We start from the raw sequence: 18,723 nt of genomic DNA on the forward strand, positions 1-18,723 counted from the left end.
CACCATGAGCACCCCCAGTGTGCCGGCCTTTAGCGCCGAGCAACAGGCTTGGTACGAAAAGGCATGCGCCAAGATCGACCCGCAGCGTCTGCAGAAACTCCTCTTCTCGATCGTGGATATCCATAGTCCGACCGGTGCCGCCCGCGCCGCCAGCGAGTTCATGGCCAGGCACCTGTCGGAAGTGGGGCTGAAGGCCCGCTACCAGCCGATGACCGAGACCAGCGGCAACGTGCTGGCTGAATTGCGCGGTAGCGGCGGCGGTGCAACGCTGATGCTCTACGCGCCGATCGATACCCACCTGGATCTGACCGAAGCGGAAAGCGAATGGACCGGCGCCAAAGGTGAGGCGGATATGCAGCCCCGCGCGCAGATGCTGGACGACTGGGTCTTCGGCCTGGGCGCATCCAACCCGAAGGCGATGGTGGCCACCCTCACGGAGATCGCCACCGCGCTGATCGAGGCGGAAGTGCCTATCGTGGGCGACCTGCTGGTGGGCATGGCCGATGGGGGCATGCCGGTGGATATTTCCGCCCGCAATCATGGCGGCATGTCCAATGGGGTGCTGCATCTCCTCAACCGGGGGGCCGCGGCTGACTTCGCGGTGATCATGAAGCCCTGGAACTGGGTCTATCACGAAGAGCCGGGCATGGGCTGGTTCAAGCTCCGGGTGCACGGCACCTTGGGCTATGCCGGTGTGCCCCATGACCTGCCCGCGTTCCGCAGCTCGGTGGTGCCCGCCGCCACGGTGATTCAGGAGCTCGAAGCGTGGTTGCTGGAATACGCCGACCGCAATACCTCCGGCGTGATCAAGCCCCATGGGTGGATTGCTGGGGTACGGTCCGGTGATCCGGAACGTCCGGCCTTTCCGTCGGCGGTCACCGAGATCTTCTTCGACATCCGGATCAACCCGCGCACGTCGCCGGCCAACGTGAAGGCCCAGTTCGCGGAATTCGTGGCGGATCTTCGCCAGCGCCACCCGGACATCGTCCTCGACTGGGAAATGTACGGCTCCGTCCCTGGCGGCACCACCGATCCCGAAAGCTGGATCGTGCGCTCGGCCAAGCGGGGCTGGGAGCACATCGAGCAGCGCTCCCACGGCATGCCGGACCTGCTTGGCGGACAGACCGACGGTACGGCTCTGCGCCGCTATGGGGTTCCCACCGTGCGTATCGGCTGGCCCTGGCCGGCGCCGAATCCCCCGCTGCCGGTTGCCGAGGGCCTGGGCGGGATGGGGGCGACCTACGTGCCGGACCTCATCCCCTGCGCGCACAAGATCATGTACGTGCTCATCGACACCCTGACACGCAAGCGTCAGGACCTGGGGCTGTAAGCCCCTGGGGCCGGCGTCGTGCCGGCCCGAGAGCGTCTTGCACTGGCCCCTTCAGCTGTTTCCAGGAGATTTTCCATGCCCCCGACGACCCAAGGCAGCCCTTCCGTACCTGCCAGCAGCAGCCGTTTCGTCACAGTGGACGGAATCCGTATCCATTACCGCGAAGTTGAAGGGCTCGATGAGGCGATTCCCGCCATCTTCACCCATGGCGGCGGGCCCGGCAGCACCGGCTGGAGCAATTTCCGCCTGAGCGCCGCGGCCGTGTCAGCCGGTCGGCGCTGTTACTTCATCGACTTCCCCCAGTTCGGCGAATCGGACATGGTGCCGATCGCCGGCCCGGTCTTCTCGTGGCAGGCCGACAAGCTGCGGGGATTCATGGATGCGCTGGGGATCGCCAGGGCGCACCTGATCAACCAGTCCTTCGGCGGTTGTGTGGCCATCCGCCTGGCGGCCGATCATCCGCAGCGCGTCGCCAGCCTCACGCTGATCGGTTCTCAGCCGGTGGCGCGTGGCGTGATGGCGCCGCTGCCGCTGTTCAGCAAGCATGCCCGCAACATCATGCACGACTACTTCGTGGCGGACGGTGGGCCGAGCCTGGACAAGATGCGCGCCTTGATCGCCCGCCTCGAATACCACGACGACGAGCAGGTGACCGAGGACAACGTCCGGCTGCGCTACGAGGCCAGCATCCACCCCGGTTTTCGTGCGCTGCTCCAGACCCCCGGCGCCTTTGGCGAGTGGGAGAACCTGGCGCCCGTCTTTTCTGCGGTGAAGGCCCCCACGCTGATCTTCTGGGGCCTGCACGACTGGTTCGGCGGCATTGACGTGCCCATGTTGATGCTCAATCAGTTTGCCGATGCGCGCCTGCACGTCATGGGCAATGCAGCCCATCATCTGCAAAGCGAGTGTGCAGAGGCGTTCAACGCCCACCTGCTGGCCTTTCTGGAGGGGCGGTGATGCGCCGCTTGCACTACCAGGAGATCTCCCGGCTGGCCCCGCTGATCCGCGCCCGAAAGCTGTCGCCGGTGGAGCTGACCCAGGTTTTCCTCGATCGTATCGAGGCGCTCGATCCCGGGCTGCATGCCTACGCCCGGGTTATGGCTGATGACGCCTGCGCCGCGGCCCAGGCCGCCGAGGCGCGCATCCTGCGCGGCGACTATCGCGGTCCGCTGGATGGCATTCCGCTGGCCGTCAAGGATCTGTTCTGGACCAAGGGTGTCGTCACGGCGGCCGGGACGACTGTCCATCGGGATTTCGTCCCTGCGGAGGATTCGACGGTCGTGCGTCGTCTACGCGATGCCGGCGCGATCATCCTCGGCAAGCTGCAGATGACCGAGGGGGCCTTTGCGACCCACCACCCGTCGATTCCCGCCCCAGTCAATCCCTGGGGGGCGGACCACTGGACCGGTGCGTCGTCCAGCGGCTCTGGCGTGGCCACGGCGGCAGGCCTGTGCTGTGCCGCGCTGGGCACCGACACGGGCGGCTCGATCCGCTTTCCCTGCGCCGCCAATGGGCTTACCGGGCTCAAACCGACCTGGGGGCGGGTCAGCCGGCATGGCACCTTCGAACTGGCCGCGCTGCTCGATCACGTGGGCCCCATGGCGCGTAGCGCCGCCGATGCGCGCATCCTGTTCAACGCCATCGAAGGCCACGATCCCCTCGATCCCACGTCGGATGTGAGCACCCTGCGGGGGCGTTCCCGCGCTGTCGCCCTCAAGGGATTGACCATCGGGCTCGACCCCTACTGGAACTCCGATGGCACCGACGATGCGACTCAGCGCGCGCTGGAGAACGTCCTCGCGACTTTGCGCAGTCTGGGGGCCAAGGTGCAGGAGGTGCGCTTTCCCGATGCCTGGCACATCGCTGGCCAATGGGAAGCCCAGTGCGGCGTCCAGACGGCTGTTGCCCACGCCGACACCTATCCCGCCCGTGCGGCGGAGTATGGCCCGGCGCTGAGCCGGCTGATCGACGTGGGACGTAGCCTCGGTGGCTCCACCTATCAGCGCCTGTTGTTGTCCGCCGCGGCCTTCACCGGCCGTGTGAATGTACTGCTGGAGAGCGTCGATCTGTTGCTGGTGCCGGTGCAGCCTGTCGCGGCGCCCACCCACGAGCAACTGGGCGCGTTGGCTGCCGACCCCGAAGCCAACCAGCGGCTCATCCAATTCACCGCGCCTTTCAATATTTCCGGCCATCCCTCCCTGAGCCTGCCCTGCGGGCTGACCGCTGACGGGTTGCCGATCGGTTTCCAGTTCGTCGCCCGTAAGGGCGGCGAGCAGACCCTGCTGGGGGCCGGGGTGGCCCTGCAACGGGCCACCGACTGGCACCGGGCCCATCCGGCTTGCTGATCCAACCCAACTTCACAGAGAACCCAAGAAGGATGCATCCCATGTCCCAGATTTCCCCGACTCCAGCTGATATCGACGCGCTGACCCTTGCCGAGACGCTGCGCCTCTTCGACAGCGGCCGCCTGAGCAGCGAGGCCCTGGTAAAGGCTTATATCGAGCGCGCCCGCGCCCATGGTGACCTCAACATCTTCATCACGCTGGACGAAGAGGGGGCGCTGAAGGCCGCGCGGGCCGTGGATACCGCCCGCCGCGCGGGCCAGCCACTTGGTCCCCTGGCCGGCATTCCGGTGGTGGTCAAGGACAACATCCACGTCGCCGGCATGCCCTCGACCGCCGGCACGCCAGCGCTTGCCGGCTTCGTTCCTGCCCAAGATGCGCCGGTGGTGCGCCGCTTGCGGGAGGCGGGTGCCATCATGCTGGGCAAGACCAACATGCATGAACTGGCCTTTGGTGCGACGGGCTATAACGCCGCGTATCACTCGCCTGGCGTGGTTGGCGTACGCAACCCCTACGACTCGACCCGGATTGCCGGCGGCTCCTCGTCGGGCAGCGCTGCAGCCCTCGGCGCCCGCATGGCGCCCGCCGCCCTGGGAACGGATACCGGTGGCTCGATGCGCATTCCCCCTGCGCTCAACGGCTGCAGCTCCCTGCGTCCCAGCGCCAGCCGTTACCCGTCCCAAGGTATCACGCCGATTGCCAGCAGCCGCGACACCGCCGGGCCCATGGCCTTGTGCATGGCCGATGTGGCCCTGCTGGACGGCTTGATCACCGGCGAGCAGGCTTTGCCGCCTGTGCAGCTCAAGACCCTGCGTCTGGGGGTCGTGCCTGATTTCTGGGCCAACATGGACGACGAAGTGGCGCCCATCATGGCCAGCGTGCGACTCAAGCTCGAGAACGCGGGGGTGACCTTTGTCGAAGTGGACGACAAGGAGATCATGGCCCTCAACAACGCCGTGGGCTTCCCGGTGGTGTTCCACGAGGCGTATCAGGACATGGTGGACTACCTGGCTACCCAGGGGCCCGGCATCTCCATCGAAGCGCTCCGCGCCGGGATTGCCAGCCTGGACGTGGCCGGCATCTACGACACCTTCGTGCTGCCCCGCAAGGCGCTGGACGTCGAGGGCAACATCGTCGATTCCGCTCCTCTTTACGAGCAGGCCCAGCGCAGCGGCCGCCCGGCGTTGCGCGCTCACTATCAGGCGCTCTTCGAGCGTCATCGCCTGGATGCCTTCGTCTTTCCCACCACGCCGATCGTGGCACCGCTGGCCAAGCCGGACGTCAGCGAGCCGCAGAACTTCTCCCTGCTGATCCAGAACACCGAACCCTCGGCCAGTGCCGGCCTGCCGGGTATCCAACTCCCGGTGGGACTCGGCGCCACGACGGGCTTGCCCGTCGGCATGGAGCTGGACGGCCATGGCGGCGAGGATCGTCGCCTGCTGGCCATCGGCATCGCCCTCGAAAACGTGCTGGGGCGGATTGCTCCAGCTCTCTTGTGATTCCCCGGAGAAAAAGGAGACAAGCGGTGAGCATTTATCCCGACCTGCAGGACAAGGTTTTCATCGTCACCGGTGGCGGCAGCGGAATGGGCCGTGACGCCTGCCTGGCGTTGGCTGCGGAGGGCGCGCGCGTCGTCCTCGGCAACCGCAACCGGAAGGAAGGCGAGCGCATCGTCGAAGAGATCCGTGCAGCCGGTGGCCAGGCTGTTTTCCAACCTACCGACGTCTCCCGTGCTGAGGACTGTGCGGCGCTGGTGGAGCGCGCAGTCGGGCATTTTGGCCGGCTGGATGGTGCCTTCAACAACGCGGGCCTGCAGCGTGACTTCTGCGACATCCACGAGACCCCCGACGCCGACATTTCGGACGTCATCGACATCAACCTGAAGGGCATGCTGTACATGATGAAGTACGAGGCCGCCGCGATGCTCCGCAGCGGGGGCGGCAGCATCGTGAACAACAGCTCCATCTTCGGCCTCAAGGCCATGCCGCGCCTGGCGTATTACGTCGCCGCCAAGCACGGCATCATCGGCGCCACCCGCGCGGCCGCGCTCGATTACGCCCAGCAGGGCATCCGCGTGAATGCGGTCTGCCCCGGCCCGATCAAGACGGCCAGCTATGACCGCGTGACCGGCGGCGACGACCACATGTACGACGATGGCGTTCCGATGCACCGCATCGGCCAGCCGAGGGAGGTCAGTCATGCCGTGTTGTGGTTGCTGTCGAACCAGTCGTCCTACGTGACCGGTGGCTTCATCCCGGTGGACGGCGGCATGTCGGCCAATTGATGCCGGCCCCCGATTTAACAGACAGAAAAGGAGTGCAATCCATGGGCAAGCGAGTCAAGATGATTTTCCCCGTTCCGATGAGCGAGGCCACCCGGCCGATGGTCGAATCCCAGCTGCCGCCGGAGTTCCGGCGTAGCGATATCGACGTGAGCTTTGTCGGTGCCGGCAGCACGATGACCCTCGCTGACAGTTACTACGACATGGCCATCATGGAGCTGGCCGTGATCCAGGCCGGCATCCAGGCGGAAGAGGAGGGGTTCGACGCGGTGTGCATCAACACCGTCAGCGATTCCGGTCTCGCCGCGCTGCGGGCCCGGCTCACCATTCCCGTCCTTTCTCCAGGTCAGAGCGCCTTCCATGTGGCCGCCATGCTCGGCCACAAGTTCAGCATCCTGACCATGTGGGAGCGCTGGTTCCCGCTCTACCGCAAGACCCTGAAGGAATACGGCCTGGAGTCCCGTCTCGCTTCCATGCGCGCCATCGAAGTCCGCCCGGATACGGTGGAACTGCTGACAGGCAAGGAGGACATCGTGTTCGCCCGGCTCGAGGAAGCCGCGCTCAAGGCCATCCACGAGGATGGCGCCGACGCCATCGTGCTCGGCTCCACCACGATGCACCAGTCCCATGCCTACCTGGCCTCCCGTCTGCCGGTGCCGGTGCTGAACCCCGGCGTTGTGGCCTACAAGATGTGCGAGCTGTTCCTCGATCTGGGCATCGCCCACAGCAAGAAGGCGTTTCCGTCGCCGGAAGCTTTGAAGGACGTGGCTTTCGGCATTTAAGTCTGTCTCCTCGGCGGTTGGCCTGGTTGCGGGGGAGCCCGCAACCAGGCTTTTTTCATTGCGGCGCGGCGGGGAAGACCGCATTCAAACCGGCCTCCGCGCAGCGCTCGTCGTCCTCGACGCTGCCTCCTGACACGCCGATGGCACCGATCACTTCGCCGTCCACCTCAACTGGAATACCACCGCCAAACACCACCAGCCGGGGGCGCTGGAGAATGTTGTGCTGGATGAGGGGCGAGTAGCCCGACAGGGCGTCGCTCCACTGGGCTGTCGGCATCCGCGCGCTGGCGGCCGAGTAGGCCTTGTCCATGGCGGTCTGGAGCGAGAACAGGGATGAGTCAGGCATGCGCAGGAAGGCCATCAGCGTGCCGTGGCGGTCCACCACCGCGGCATTCACGTGGATGCCGAGTCGCTCTGCTTCGTCGAGGGCGGCGCTGGCCATGTGCTGTGCTGCATGGCGGCTGATGTTCAGCTGGGTCACGGCCAGCTGAAGGGATGTGTCATTCGTGTTCGTGTGTTCCATTCGATACTCCTGGCACGGCTTCCTGCCGGGCTGCACTAAAAAGAAAAAGGGGCGTGCCCGCTGACGAGCGACGCCCCTGTGTCACACCGCAGTGCGCTTGTTCAGCGACCCGCAGCCTGCAGGGTCTGCAGGGAGATGTCGGACTCCTTCACGCCCGGCGGATTGGTCTTCCAGGAGGCGCTATCGATCAGGGATACGGTGGCGTGGTTACGCTGGAAGTCGATGATTGCGCCCGCGCTGGTGCGGATGTCCAGGAAGCCATCCTCGGCCTTGCCCGGGTAGGAGTGCCATTCCATGAACTTCCAGAACTCGCCCTTGCGGTTGTAGGCCTCGCCGTAGTGGATGCGCGGGAACTGGGTGTCGATGTAGAGCACCTTCTTGCTGTAGGGGTGCTCAGACGGCGTGGTGGCTTCGACCACATAGACTTCCCGCGGCTCAAAGTTGTTGTTGTTCATGTTCCAGTACGGTGGCTTGTTCTCGAGCACCGGGTACTTCTTCTCGAAGCTGTCGCCCTTGGCATTCCACAGGGGGTGCTTGCTGTGCATCACCGCCAGGACGTAGCGCTTGCCGAGAAGCTTGTAGCCCTTATACCAGCAGGGGCGGGCGTTGAAGATCTCCAGGTCGTCCTGGAGCTGGTCGGAGGAGCCCACCGGGTCCATCCATGCACCGCCCGAGAGGCGGCGGACGCGGCGGACGGCCGGCACGTAGGCCCAGACGTCATTGACCTTCACGGAGTCGTACTGGATTGTGAAGGTGCCGATGCCTTTCATGTCCGACGGTGATTTGAAGTACAGCAGTTGCCGGCCACGCTGGGTGCCGTCGCCCTGGGTGGCCTCGCCGGACAGTCGTCCCTTCATGGCGTAGCGGGTGAACTCGGCGACCGGTTCTGCGTGCACACCTTTCTGCCCGTCGATGAGGACCTGGGTGTAAAGGGGCACGATGGCCACGTCACCCATCAACTGTCCCAGATGCCAGTTCCAGATGATCTTCTCGGCGGCCTGGGGGTCCTTCATGTCGATGTTGGGGAAGGGTTGCCCCGCGTTCCAGCCATCGACCTGGCAGCTTTCGGTATTGATCTTGGTCTTGCCGGCGTTGGCTTCGGAGGCCTTCAGCCATTTCGGATCGAGCTTGACCTTCTGGGACTTGGCGAGGGGCAGTTTCCAGCCGTTGTTGCGGATACGCCATTCCATCTTTTCGGTCAGCAGATTGGCGATGGTGTGGCCTTCGAAGGTGTCGTTCTTGATCTTGTCGAGGTTCTCGGCGGAGATCACTGTGCCCGGCGGTAGTTCGGCCGCATGGCTGCTGCTGAAAGCGAGGGCAAGCAGCGCGGCGCAGGCGCTGATGGCGATGGGTTTGCGTAGGGTCATGGTGTTGGCTCCGATGGGGTCAGAAGAGGTAGGTCAGGCTGGTGTAAAGCTGGTCGCGCCGGTGGAAGTAGCCGAAGAGGCTGGCGCTGTCGCAGACGGCCACATTGCCGGCAGGGCACTTGCTGAGGTCGCGGTGTTCGTCGTCCCAGAACTTGTCGTACTCCACCTTCCAGCGCCATTGCTTGTTGAGTTCCATCGTCATGGAGGGAACGATGAAGCCGCCGCCGTAGGTCAGGTCGGTTCCCACCACCAGGTTGGGCTTGACCCGGCCGCTGTCGTAGGAGAGGTCGAAGATCGCGGTGAGCAGGAAGGAGTGCTCCTTGGTGAGCTGGCCGGCCCCCACGGCGTTGAGCAGGCGCTCGCCCTTGTCATAGTTCATCAGCCATTTGTCGAAGAGCTGGACCGAGAAGAACATTGGCTTTTCCGTGCCCAGCAACGGCTGGGTGGCAGCGATGTTCTTGTCCATGCGCAGCATCCACGCCATCAGGTCCTTGCGCTTGATGCCATCGAAGCCCGGCGCCACCGCCTGCGACAGCGGGCCTGCCAGCGGGCCGTTCTGGAACTGGTAGGGCGCGTCCTTGATGAACGCCACTTCGGTGCTGAATACCGCGTCGGCCCAGTTGGCATACCCGCTGGCTGTGGCGCCGTACACATCCACGGTGGGATAGATCAGGTCGCCGGCAACGCCCAGGCTATTGGCGCGACCCAGTGTCGTCGCCCCTGACGGCGTGTCCGGCAGGCCAAACAGCTTGAGTGTGCTGGCGGCGTTGAGCATGGGGCTGGGCCAGAAGGTCTTGAGGTAGGACACCGAGTAGTTGATGTCATGGGCCAGGCCCGTCCAGCGGATACCGCCGGTGACTTCCCGGGCATTGCCCTTGGAATTGCGGAAGTCATAGGGGTCGATGTTGCGGAAATCCACGCCGACTACCGATTGGCTGGACCAGCGACCGCCGTATACATCCAACTCGGTGCCGATGTCCGATTTGCGATCCCAGCCCGGGCGCACGAACATTTCGATGCCGCCGTCCAGCTCGGGCACGTCGACGTTCAGCTTGGCGATGAGGTTGGCCTTGCGCAGTTCTTCGTTGGAGGGCTCCAGGAAGGAGCGCCACGTGTAGTCGAAGCCATGCACGAGGTCGTTAGCCGCGAAGAAGTCCGTCTCGCCCCATACGATCTGTTGTTTGCCCAGGCGCAGACGTGCCCGTTCGCCAACCGGAAAATCCACGTACATCTCGCGGATCACGTCGCCGATGTCGTTCTTGTTGTAGAGGGCCATGATGTCGCCGCGGCCGCTGGCGTCGCCGTAGTTGTAGGCGCCCATCTTTTCCAGATGGTCCAGGAAGGAGGTCTTGGCCTCTCCGACGGCGCGCAGCTTGGTCACCACCGACACGTCCCGGACGGGCGTCCAGTCGATGTTCAGGCGGGCCGTGGTGCGGGCCATCGATAGCTTGCCGCGGTCGTTGTAGTTCGGTGTGTCCTTCCAGTCTGCCGTGTTCCAGGAAAATTCCTGTCTCAAGAAGCCGTCGAGCTTCACGTCACCCGGTTCTCCGGCGCTTGCAGCCTGGGTGGCGGTAAGCATCACCGCAAGGGCCACGCTCTTGGGCCTGCACGCAAACCGCTGGCTGCGCATGTTTCCATTTGCCATTTACTTCTCCTGGACTGCTGGGGGTTGTGCCGGTTCTCCGGCGGATTGAAGACAATCGGAGCCGGCTGGCGGGCAGAGCGCCCGCCAGCGGATAAGGCTCAGTGCGCCTGGGGCTGGATGCCGGCCAGAACCGACCGGTCCTTGCGCCCGAAGATGAAGTCGGGGCGGAACACGTAGATGACGGAAGGCATCACGAACAGTGCGGACATGGCCGAGACGCCCAGCCAGATCGCCATCAAAAGGCCCATTTCGGCCTGGAATCGCAAGGAAGAAGCCCACCACAACAGGGTGCTGAGGATCAGCACGCTGGCGGTCACCAGCACGCCCATGCCGGCCGAGTGGAGGGCGGTGCGGATGGCGTTCTCGGGGGTGCTGCCGATGGCGATTTCTTCCTTGATGCGATCGGCGATGTAGAAGGCGTAATCCACCCCCAGACCGATGCCGAGAGCGGCCACCGGCACGGTGTTGATGCTCATCCCGATACCCTTCCAGGCCATGAAGGCGAAGGTCAGGGTGTTGGAGATGATCACCGGCAGCATGAAGAGCATCCCGGCCACGGTCGAGCGATAGACGACAGTACAGATGATCATCAGGACCAGCAGGGCCAGGGCGACGCCTTCGATCTGGCTGGCGAGAATCACTTCGTTCATGGCCGCCGTAATGCCGATGAGGCCGCCGGCAAGTTGCCATTCGCCGGTTTGAAGCGGGTTATTGGCCACGAACTCCTTGATGCGGGCCATCGCAGTACGGATCGTTTCGCCCTGGCGGTCCCGGAACATCAGGGTGACGGAGCCGTTGGCGGCGGGGCCGTCCACGAAGCGGTCCATGTCGCCCGGCTCGGAAACCGACTCCAGAATCGCCATCAGGCTGCCATTGATGGTCGCGGTCGCGCCCAGTTCCTCGTAGCGGGGATTGCCCTCCCGCAGGGTCCGGTTGAGCACGGGCACCACGTCGGCGATGGAGATCGAGCCACCGATTTCGGGTTGCACCTCCATGAAGCGCTGGAAGCGGTTCATGGCCTGCAGGACTTCATTGCTCTTGACGAGGCCATCCTTGCCGTCCTGGCCCACGACCACGAACATGCGGTCCACCCCGTCGAAGCGGTTGTTGATGGCGGTGGAGTCCTGGTTGTATACGGCGTCCGGCCACAGGATGGGCGAGCCCGGGTTGGCGTCGCCGACCTTGAGCTTGAAGGCGTAGAAGCCGGACCCGAGCAGCACCAGCAGGCTGCAGCCGATGACTACGTAGCGGAAGCGGGAAAGCGCCATCCACAGGCCGAAATCCAGCACCTTGCGCAGCAGCGGCGCCAGATCCAGGCCATGGGCCGTGCCTTGTGGCTTGCGGATCCAGGACAGCAGCACCGGAGTCAGGATCACCGCGCTGATGGTCAGGGTCATCACCCACACCACGGACAGCAGGGTCAGCTTCTGCAGCATCGGGATCGGGCTCAGCGCGACCACGGCCATGCAGGCCGCGTCGGCGATCACGCCGACCATGCCCGGCCGGAAGAGGTCGACCAGTGCAACGTAGGCCGCCTGACGGGAGGTTTCGCTGCCGTCGGCGATGTGCTCCAGTTCATCATCGAAGCGATTGACGATCTGCACCGAATGGGACACCGCCCGGGAGGTGATCAGCATCGCCACCACGATGACCAGGGGTTCGAAGTGGATGCCCAGCAGGTTGCAGATTCCCAGCGCCCAGATGGCGCTGACAGCGCCGGCCAGCAAGGGCAGGAACACGCCGCGCCAGGTGCGCAGCAACAGGAACAGCATGGTCAGGGTCAGCGCCAGCGCAATGGCCACCAGTTCGAGGGTCTCCGGCAGGTAGTGTTCGACCCAGCCGTACAGGATGGGCGCCCCCACCACGCGCACATGAACCCGGTCGTTTTCGACCTTCTTCACCAAGGCGCCAATTTCCTCGAAGACCTTGGAGTAGTTCACTTCCCGGTCGATGAAGTCCACCGTGATCAGCGTGGCCTGCAGGTCCTTGGACACATAGGGGCCATACACCAGCGGGTTACGCAGGACCGCTTGCCGCAGGCTGGTCATTTCTTCCGCGTTGGCCGGCAGCTTGGGCCACATCAGCGGGCGGGTTTCGATGCCGTCCGTCGAGGCCCGCACTTCCTTGAGCTTCTTCGACGCAAGGGAGGTGATCTGGAAGGGATTGACCGCCGAGACCTCGCGCAGGCCCAGGGTCAGCGCGCGGACCTTCTCCAGTACCTCCATGTCGAAGATGTCGCCTTTGTCCACCTCGAGCATGATCGTGACCATGTTCGAGCCGCCAAAGGTGTCCTTGAACTTCTGGTGGGTCTTTACGTACTCGTGGCGGGACGGAAGCATGTCCTCGAACACGGTGCGCACTTCGATGCGCAGGGCAAACCAGCTGAGCACAAGGGTCAGGCAGGCAATGACGCCCGCAATCAAGGCTCGCCGGCGCATGCAGAATGCCGCGATTTTTTCAATCATGGTTTTGGATCCCGAACAGTGATGAATCGTGGGAAGAAGAGGACGAAGTGGCAGGGGCGGCCCGTTTCAACGGCCCAGCGCATGCCAGTGCCTGCCGTCCCAGCGGCCGATGTTGGCGCCGGCCAGCCAGGCTTCCTTGCCCATGGGCAGGATGCGGGTGTGCCAAGCCAGATCCCGCTCATCCAACTGGCCGCTCTGCCAGTCGCTGGCGTCGGGGCTGGCTTCCAGCCAGGTGCCCAGGGCGCCGACGCCCAGCCAGCGTTGATTGGCGTCGTCCCAGGCCACGTCGAACAGGTGGGCGCGGCTGTCCAGCTTTTCCTGGCGCCATGTCCGGCCGCCGTCGCGGGTGGTGAGCACCACGCCCTCGAGGCCGACAGCGACTCCGTCTGTGGGGCTGCGGAAGGCGACGGCCATCAGGGAGCTTTGCACCGGAACTTCCGGGGTGTGCCAGGTACTGCCACCATCCGGACTGACGAGAATCCGGCCGAACTCGCCGACCACCACGAGGCTGCCGTTCGGTAGCAAGGTGGCGTCGTTCCAGGCCACGTCTTCTTCGCTGCGCAGGCGGGTCCAGGTGGCGCCGAAATCCGCGGTATAGAGAAGAGCGCCCATTTCGCCGGTGGCCACGGCCTTGCCACCGGCGGCCACGCGTACTCTGGTGAGTTTGTTGGCCACCGCTGAATGGGGGACCTCATTCACTTTCTTCCAGTGCGCGCCGCCATCGGAAGTAATGAGCACAACCCCTTCATTACCTACGGCGACGCCATGGGCCTTATCCCAGACTGCGATGTCCTGTAGTGTCTGGTCAGTGGCCGGGATCAGAGGCTTGGCATGCCCCTGATCATTGATCTCCACGATCTTGCCGTCCGAGCCGGCTACCCAGATGCCTTTACCAGGGGCGGGGGATATTCCGTAGAAATGGTCACGGCGCTCCAGAACGGGCGGATGTACGGTGCCGCCTACGGGTTGGGGCTTGATGAACAGTCCTGCCCACAGCAGGCCGCTGATGATCAGCCACGGCACGCCTGAAACCGTGACTTTCACAATCTTGCGTCGTAGGCGATTGCGTGGAATTTCAGCGCTTGCGAGCTCTGGCTCGACGGCAGAGGAAATGCGATCCATAGGTCGTGATATCCAGTTAGGTGAAGGAAACCCGTGAATTCGGGCCACCAGAACATGGCGTCAATCTAAGGATCGGGAGAGGGAGGCGACTATCCGGCTAGTGCAGGAACTGTCCACTGGACGCAGGGGATTTTTTCAGGCTTGGAAAGATATGTCCGATTTAAACCGTGTTTTTGCTTTTGGAATAATGCCAATTAAATTTATTGCCGGTTTCAGGGGCTTTGGATGAATCAAGAGATATGCCGGCCATCATTCGCAAACGGATGGCCGGCGTTTTTTGGGGATACGCAAAACCTTACGGTATCCGCTTATTGGGCAAGCCCTTGGCCGGAAAGGGACCCAAAACCTGCAACCCATTCTGGAATGGCGCGGTAATAGTTCTGTCGTCCAGACCAATTGCCATTTGAAGCAGAATCAATTGCCGCCGCTGCGGCAACCCAGGCACGTACTTCATGCGTCGAGGCACCTGCTTCCGCTGTGACCTGGGCATTGCCGTATGCATCGATGGCTGGCCAGTCCCGTTGGCAGAGTCGCTCCATGAATGTCTGATCCCACTCGGGGTTCAGCGGGTGCAAGTCGCTGCCGCCGGCAGAGAAGCGGTGTGCCGCGTCGATCGTGCGTTGCTGTCGGGCAGCCCGTGCGGCAGGGGTTGGGTTCCGTCCTGAAATGAGGCGCTCAATGACCTCAGGGTCCGTTGCCGTCGCGATCCTGGGTATCGGTGGATTGTGGGACAAGCCTCCCGATGCCATAAAAAGCGTGCGGCGGTTCTTGCTGCGTGCGAAATTTCCGATCGCGATGCCCAATTGGCGTACCCGGCGGAATGTTGCCAGTGGCGGAGCAACGGCATTCAGCATGATGGGAATCACAGGATAATGATCGAGCCCCCCGGTCAATTCGATCAGGCTTTGCGTGAATCCGTGGTCGACCTGCATCCGATATGAGAAAGCCAGATCGATACCGGATCCGATCACGCTTTCGGCGCAAGCCTCCGCCAGGGCTTGGGGAACCTGCAGCATGCCCACCGGAGTCGCATAGTCGCCAACCGAGCTTGCCGCCATGCCGATACAAAACTGTGGCATCAGATCAAGAAAGAAGCCGTTGAAGTGGTCCGGCGCAAATAGATAAATGATCTCCGGATCGAATGCCTCAATTTCCTTGCGCACCGCGCTGATGCAGTTGGCGACCTCTGTCACGACCTCCGTCGCAGGATCCAGATAGCCCTTCAGGGGTGTGTGCGACATGCACTGGAGCAGTGTCTTCATGGCAGCTCCTTGCCGGGGCGTTTGGCCCCGATCAGCACAAAGAACATGCGCGCGGGGCGGCCGCTGCGATTTCTCCATGCGTGGCGGGTGCCCACCTGAACCACTACATCTCCTTGCCGGAGCGACCTCTCTCGCCCATTACCCAGGTCGAGCACGATTTCGCCTTCGACGACGACGCCGTAATCGATCGTAGTGGTCGCGTGGTATCCCGAACCGTTGGGTTCAAAACTCTCGGCAAGACCTGGCAACCGTTCGCCAAACTCCATCGCGGCTTTTTGGGGGTCGAAGTCTGGGCTCGTGACCTGATTGTCCGGTGGGAAAGTGACCATCAAGGCGCTTGTGCCACCGCATTCCGGGAGGACTGAACGCGATACTGACGTTTCATCCCGTGGCGTCGGTTCGATTAGCGGGTTCGGAGACGTACGCCATATACATGCAGCCCAGAAACCCGGCGCATGCTCGAAAGGGCCTGAATTGTGAGGCGTGCCAATGATCTTGAGATCAGCCTGTCCGGACGGATCGTGTCCGGTGACGATACGAATAAAGGTCATGGCATTGGCCTAATAGGCAATGTGGAAATTCGTGAAGCCGTTGCCGTTCCGCTCGATGTCCTCCAGGGCCTCGTTGATCTTTTCGAGGCTGTAAGGCCGGGGCTCGAGGATGCCCAGATCCACCGTCCCCGCGGCAATCATGGCAGCCATTTCATCGCCCTCGGCAGGTGTGAACCAGAGGGAGCCGATGTACTGGAGTTGCGCGCACATGAAAGGATGGGGGTCGATTGGAATCGGCCCGGCCACGCCACCAATCTGCACAATGCGTCCTCCACGGGCGACGGCCTGCATTGCATCGGTCGAGAGATCTACCGAGGCTTTTGCGCCGAGTGTGTCGAGCATGACGTCGACGCCGGCCCTGATCCTTGTGCGCACCTGCTCGTGAATAGGTCCATCGCTCCAGCAAATCGGGATCACCCGCAGTGGATCCAGTTGCACCAGGCGTTTCAGTGCGGCGGGATCCCGGCCCACGACAATGACGCGGCCGGCACCGAAGGCCAACGACAATAGCGTTGCGCCGACGCCCAGCGTTCCCGTTGCACCGAGAATGAGAATGTCCTGTCCCGGACGCAGCCCCGATTTGCGAATTGCCGAGTAGGCTGTCCCCAGGTAGCCAAGGCGTGCCCCGTGCTCGATCCGCATGGCTTCCGGAAGACGCACCAGATTGGCCACGGGCGCCACGGTGTATTCGCCATACCCCGCGTAGGGGTACTTCCTGAAAATGGACTGGGACTCTGTCCCAAACCCGAAATAGCCCATGAATGTGTAGCTCTCGCAGCGCGTGGGCTCGCCCTGCTTGCAGTGGCGGCATTCACCGCAGCCAACCCCGGGATTGACATACACCCGGTCGCCCGCCTTGAATGAACTGACCCCTTCGCCAACGGCAGCGACTGTTCCCGCCGCATCCAGACCAAAAATCGCCGGCAGTGCTGGCAGTGGCAGGAAGGGGTACCAGGTCGGAAAATGGGTTACCACATTCCGAAGGTTGGGGATGATTCCGCATGATTCGACTTTAATTAGAACATCGTGCTGTCCTGGCGTAGGCACAGGGACTTCGTCGATCCGGAATCTCCCGCCGATTTCGTGCAGGCGGGCGGCTTTCATCATTTGCATCGATTGTCTCCTTTTATTTATCGGGGGCCGGGATTGAGTGGGATCTCGGTGAGTGCGGACATGAAGTTATTGGTGTGTTCCTTATTGCGCACTCCGCGCAATCCCCGACTTATCCTCTCAACGCATGAATGAAAATGAGTTGCCTGCTACTGATCCGTGTGGTGCCGGAACTCCATAGAGAATGTCTGCAGCGGTTCCTCTTGTTCTAACGCGTAGAACTCTGCGCTACCGGGATAGGTGCTTCGCTTTCCGGATATGATCCCTGTAGTCTCAAGGACTTAGACTCCTCCTTGTGATCACATTGCGGAGGCATTTAAATGATTCAATCCATCCCGGCCCTGACTGATGAACAAACGAGCCGCTTCATGCAGATCAGTCTCAATGGGGATCCGTACCGGGTGCACTTCAATGACACCGGGGGCGACGGGCCGGTGGTGGTGATGCTTCACGGCTCCGGCCCGGGTGCAACTGGTTGGGCCAATTTCCACCGGAATATAGAAGCGGTCTCCCGCGCGGGCTATCGGGTCGTCCTGATGGATTGTCTAGGCTGGGGGAAAAGCGATCCAATTATTTCGACCGGCTCTCGCTCTCAACTCAATGCGGATACCCTGTGCGCGCTGTTGGACGGTCTGCAGATTGCGTCCGCGCATTTGATCGGAAACTCGATGGGGGCACACAGTGCGGTGGCCTTCGCCCTCGCATATCCGCAACGGATCAATAAGCTGATCTTGATGGGGGGCGGAACCGGAGGCGCCAGTCTGCTCGTCCCCATGCCTACGGAAGGTATCCGTTGCCTGAACGCGCTTTATCGGGAACCGACAATCGACAACCTGAAGCGGATGATGGACATCTTCGTCTATGACCCAGGCAGTCTGACTGAAGAACTCCTTCGCTCACGCCTGGCCAACATGCTCGGGAACCGGGCCCATCTCAGCAACTTCGTGGCCAGTCTGCAGGCCAATCCGAAACAGTTTCCGGATCAGGGGAGCCGGCTTAATGAAATCATCGCGCCAACATTGATAGTCTGGGGCAGGGAGGATCGGTTCGTCCCCCTGGACCTTGGTCTGCGCTTGATGGCGGGGATTCAGAAAGCCGAAATGCACATCTTCAACGGTTGTGGTCATTGGGCGCAGTGGGAACACGCAAGCAAGTTCAATGGCTTGGCATTGTCGTTTCTAGCGCCGAGTTGAGCTTGAGTAAAGTCTGCAAGACTGCAGCATTGCTCATTCGGCCTTGAGCCAGATCCGCCACAGGGCAACAAAAAGGGACTGCTCAGCACTCTGAGCAGTCCCATCTCTCACTCCAGCCGCAGGAAGGCACCTTGTCTGTTGTTGTCCTGATGCTCGTCCTGCGCTCCTCCGTATCGCGCGGGACTCTAACACAAATCTTGTTTTCCGTACGGGATAACCCGTACTCAGTGAGTAAAAAGCAAAAAAAACCCAGGCACGTTGGGGCCTGGGCTTAATTCCACACCAAAGGAGGAGGGTGGAGGAGACAGGGGATAGAGTAACGTCAGCTTGCTGGAGACTGATTTGATTGTGTTTATTAATTGATAAATTTAATTATCAAAGATGTGCGACTTTCAGTGAGAACGCACTGTTGGGATGGCGCATGCTGGCCCTGTCGGTGGAGCGTCGGCAGTTTGTAGGCGCGAGGGCTCGATCGGTTCTGGCTCTTTGCCTTCGTAATCGATGTACTGGCCTGCAATATCGCAGGCTGAGGCTGTCCCCACAGAACTCTTGGCCACGGAGAGTGGGAGGGCGAAAAGCCCTTTCGCAGGGAGGGGAGGAGGCTGTAGGCCAGAGGAAGGCCGAATTTGGTCCAAGGATGCGCCAAAAACAAAATGGGCCAGGTTTCTTAGACCTAACCCATTGAGCTTAATGCTTGTTTCCGCTGTGTTTGGCGCGCCCGAGACGATTCGAACGTCCGCCCCTGCCTTC

At 62.5% G+C, this 18,723-nt stretch carries 15 protein-coding genes; 7 read left to right on the plus strand and 8 right to left on the minus strand.

Translation table 11 applies throughout. From position 1 onward, the window contains the following. Positions 1–4 precede the first annotated feature (4 nt). The 6 genes from AC1PQG_RS25835 to AC1PQG_RS25860 all read left to right on the plus strand — a co-directional run bounded on the left by AC1PQG_RS25835 (position 5) and on the right by AC1PQG_RS25860 (position 6,735). On the plus strand, positions 5–1,330 hold the full coding sequence (locus AC1PQG_RS25835; RefSeq protein ID WP_481120582.1) for a M20 family metallopeptidase: 1,326 nt from the start codon (positions 5–7) through the stop codon (positions 1,328–1,330). Positions 1,331–1,405: 75 nt separating this feature from the next. Beyond that, positions 1,406–2,287, plus strand: coding sequence for an alpha/beta fold hydrolase (locus AC1PQG_RS25840; RefSeq protein ID WP_481120583.1), 882 nt, complete (start codon positions 1,406–1,408; stop codon positions 2,285–2,287). Next, positions 2,287–3,675 (plus strand): amidase, encoded by a 1,389-nt coding sequence (locus AC1PQG_RS25845; protein WP_481120584.1) that lies wholly within the window; start codon positions 2,287–2,289, stop codon positions 3,673–3,675. The genes AC1PQG_RS25840 and AC1PQG_RS25845 overlap by 1 nt, the downstream gene beginning before the upstream one ends. 41 nt (positions 3,676–3,716) lie before the next feature. Further along, positions 3,717–5,171 (plus strand): indoleacetamide hydrolase, encoded by a 1,455-nt coding sequence (gene iaaH, locus AC1PQG_RS25850; protein WP_481120585.1) that lies wholly within the window; start codon positions 3,717–3,719, stop codon positions 5,169–5,171. A 26-nt stretch (positions 5,172–5,197) separates the two neighbouring features. Next, positions 5,198–5,956, plus strand: coding sequence for an SDR family NAD(P)-dependent oxidoreductase (locus AC1PQG_RS25855; protein ID WP_481120586.1), 759 nt, complete (start codon positions 5,198–5,200; stop codon positions 5,954–5,956). Positions 5,957–5,997: 41 nt separating this feature from the next. Further along, positions 5,998–6,735: an aspartate/glutamate racemase family protein gene (locus AC1PQG_RS25860; protein WP_481120587.1), complete on the plus strand. Its 738-nt coding sequence runs from the start codon at positions 5,998–6,000 to the stop codon at positions 6,733–6,735. Between the two features lie 55 nt (positions 6,736–6,790). Here the strand turns inward: AC1PQG_RS25860 and AC1PQG_RS25865 are convergent, their stop codons facing one another. From AC1PQG_RS25865 to AC1PQG_RS25900, 8 genes are all read right to left on the minus strand, one after another. Further along, the gene (locus AC1PQG_RS25865; protein ID WP_481120588.1) at positions 6,791–7,258 is read right to left on the minus strand and encodes a GlcG/HbpS family heme-binding protein; all 468 of its coding nucleotides are present in this window, start codon (positions 7,256–7,258) and stop codon (positions 6,791–6,793) included. A 101-nt stretch (positions 7,259–7,359) separates the two neighbouring features. Next, the gene (locus AC1PQG_RS25870) at positions 7,360–8,625 is read right to left on the minus strand and encodes a DUF1329 domain-containing protein (RefSeq protein ID WP_481120589.1); all 1,266 of its coding nucleotides are present in this window, start codon (positions 8,623–8,625) and stop codon (positions 7,360–7,362) included. 19 nt (positions 8,626–8,644) lie between these two features. Beyond that, a complete protein-coding gene (locus tag AC1PQG_RS25875) occupies positions 8,645–10,270 on the minus strand; it encodes a DUF1302 family protein (protein WP_481120590.1) in 1,626 nt (541 codons plus the stop codon). A 98-nt stretch (positions 10,271–10,368) separates the two neighbouring features. Beyond that, positions 10,369–12,735, minus strand: a complete 2,367-nt coding sequence (locus AC1PQG_RS25880) for an efflux RND transporter permease subunit (RefSeq protein WP_481120591.1) — start codon at positions 12,733–12,735, stop codon at positions 10,369–10,371. A 66-nt stretch (positions 12,736–12,801) separates the two neighbouring features. Further along, positions 12,802–13,779, minus strand: coding sequence for a WD40/YVTN/BNR-like repeat-containing protein (locus AC1PQG_RS25885; RefSeq protein WP_481120592.1), 978 nt, complete (start codon positions 13,777–13,779; stop codon positions 12,802–12,804). Between the two features lie 386 nt (positions 13,780–14,165). Further along, on the minus strand, positions 14,166–15,119 hold the full coding sequence (locus tag AC1PQG_RS25890; RefSeq protein ID WP_481120593.1) for a 3-carboxyethylcatechol 2,3-dioxygenase: 954 nt from the start codon (positions 15,117–15,119) through the stop codon (positions 14,166–14,168). Continuing rightward, positions 15,116–15,670 (minus strand): cupin domain-containing protein, encoded by a 555-nt coding sequence (locus tag AC1PQG_RS25895; RefSeq protein WP_481120594.1) that lies wholly within the window; start codon positions 15,668–15,670, stop codon positions 15,116–15,118. The genes AC1PQG_RS25890 and AC1PQG_RS25895 overlap by 4 nt, the downstream gene beginning before the upstream one ends. 9 nt (positions 15,671–15,679) lie before the next feature. Beyond that, a complete protein-coding gene (locus AC1PQG_RS25900) occupies positions 15,680–16,783 on the minus strand; it encodes an alcohol dehydrogenase catalytic domain-containing protein (RefSeq protein WP_481120595.1) in 1,104 nt (367 codons plus the stop codon). A 317-nt stretch (positions 16,784–17,100) separates the two neighbouring features. Here AC1PQG_RS25900 and AC1PQG_RS25905 point away from each other — a divergent pair, with 317 nt between their 5' ends. After that, on the plus strand, positions 17,101–17,973 hold the full coding sequence (locus tag AC1PQG_RS25905) for an alpha/beta fold hydrolase (RefSeq protein WP_481120596.1): 873 nt from the start codon (positions 17,101–17,103) through the stop codon (positions 17,971–17,973). Positions 17,974–18,723 lie beyond the last annotated feature (750 nt).

This window comes from Zoogloea sp. GDB6, assembly GCF_056724105.1.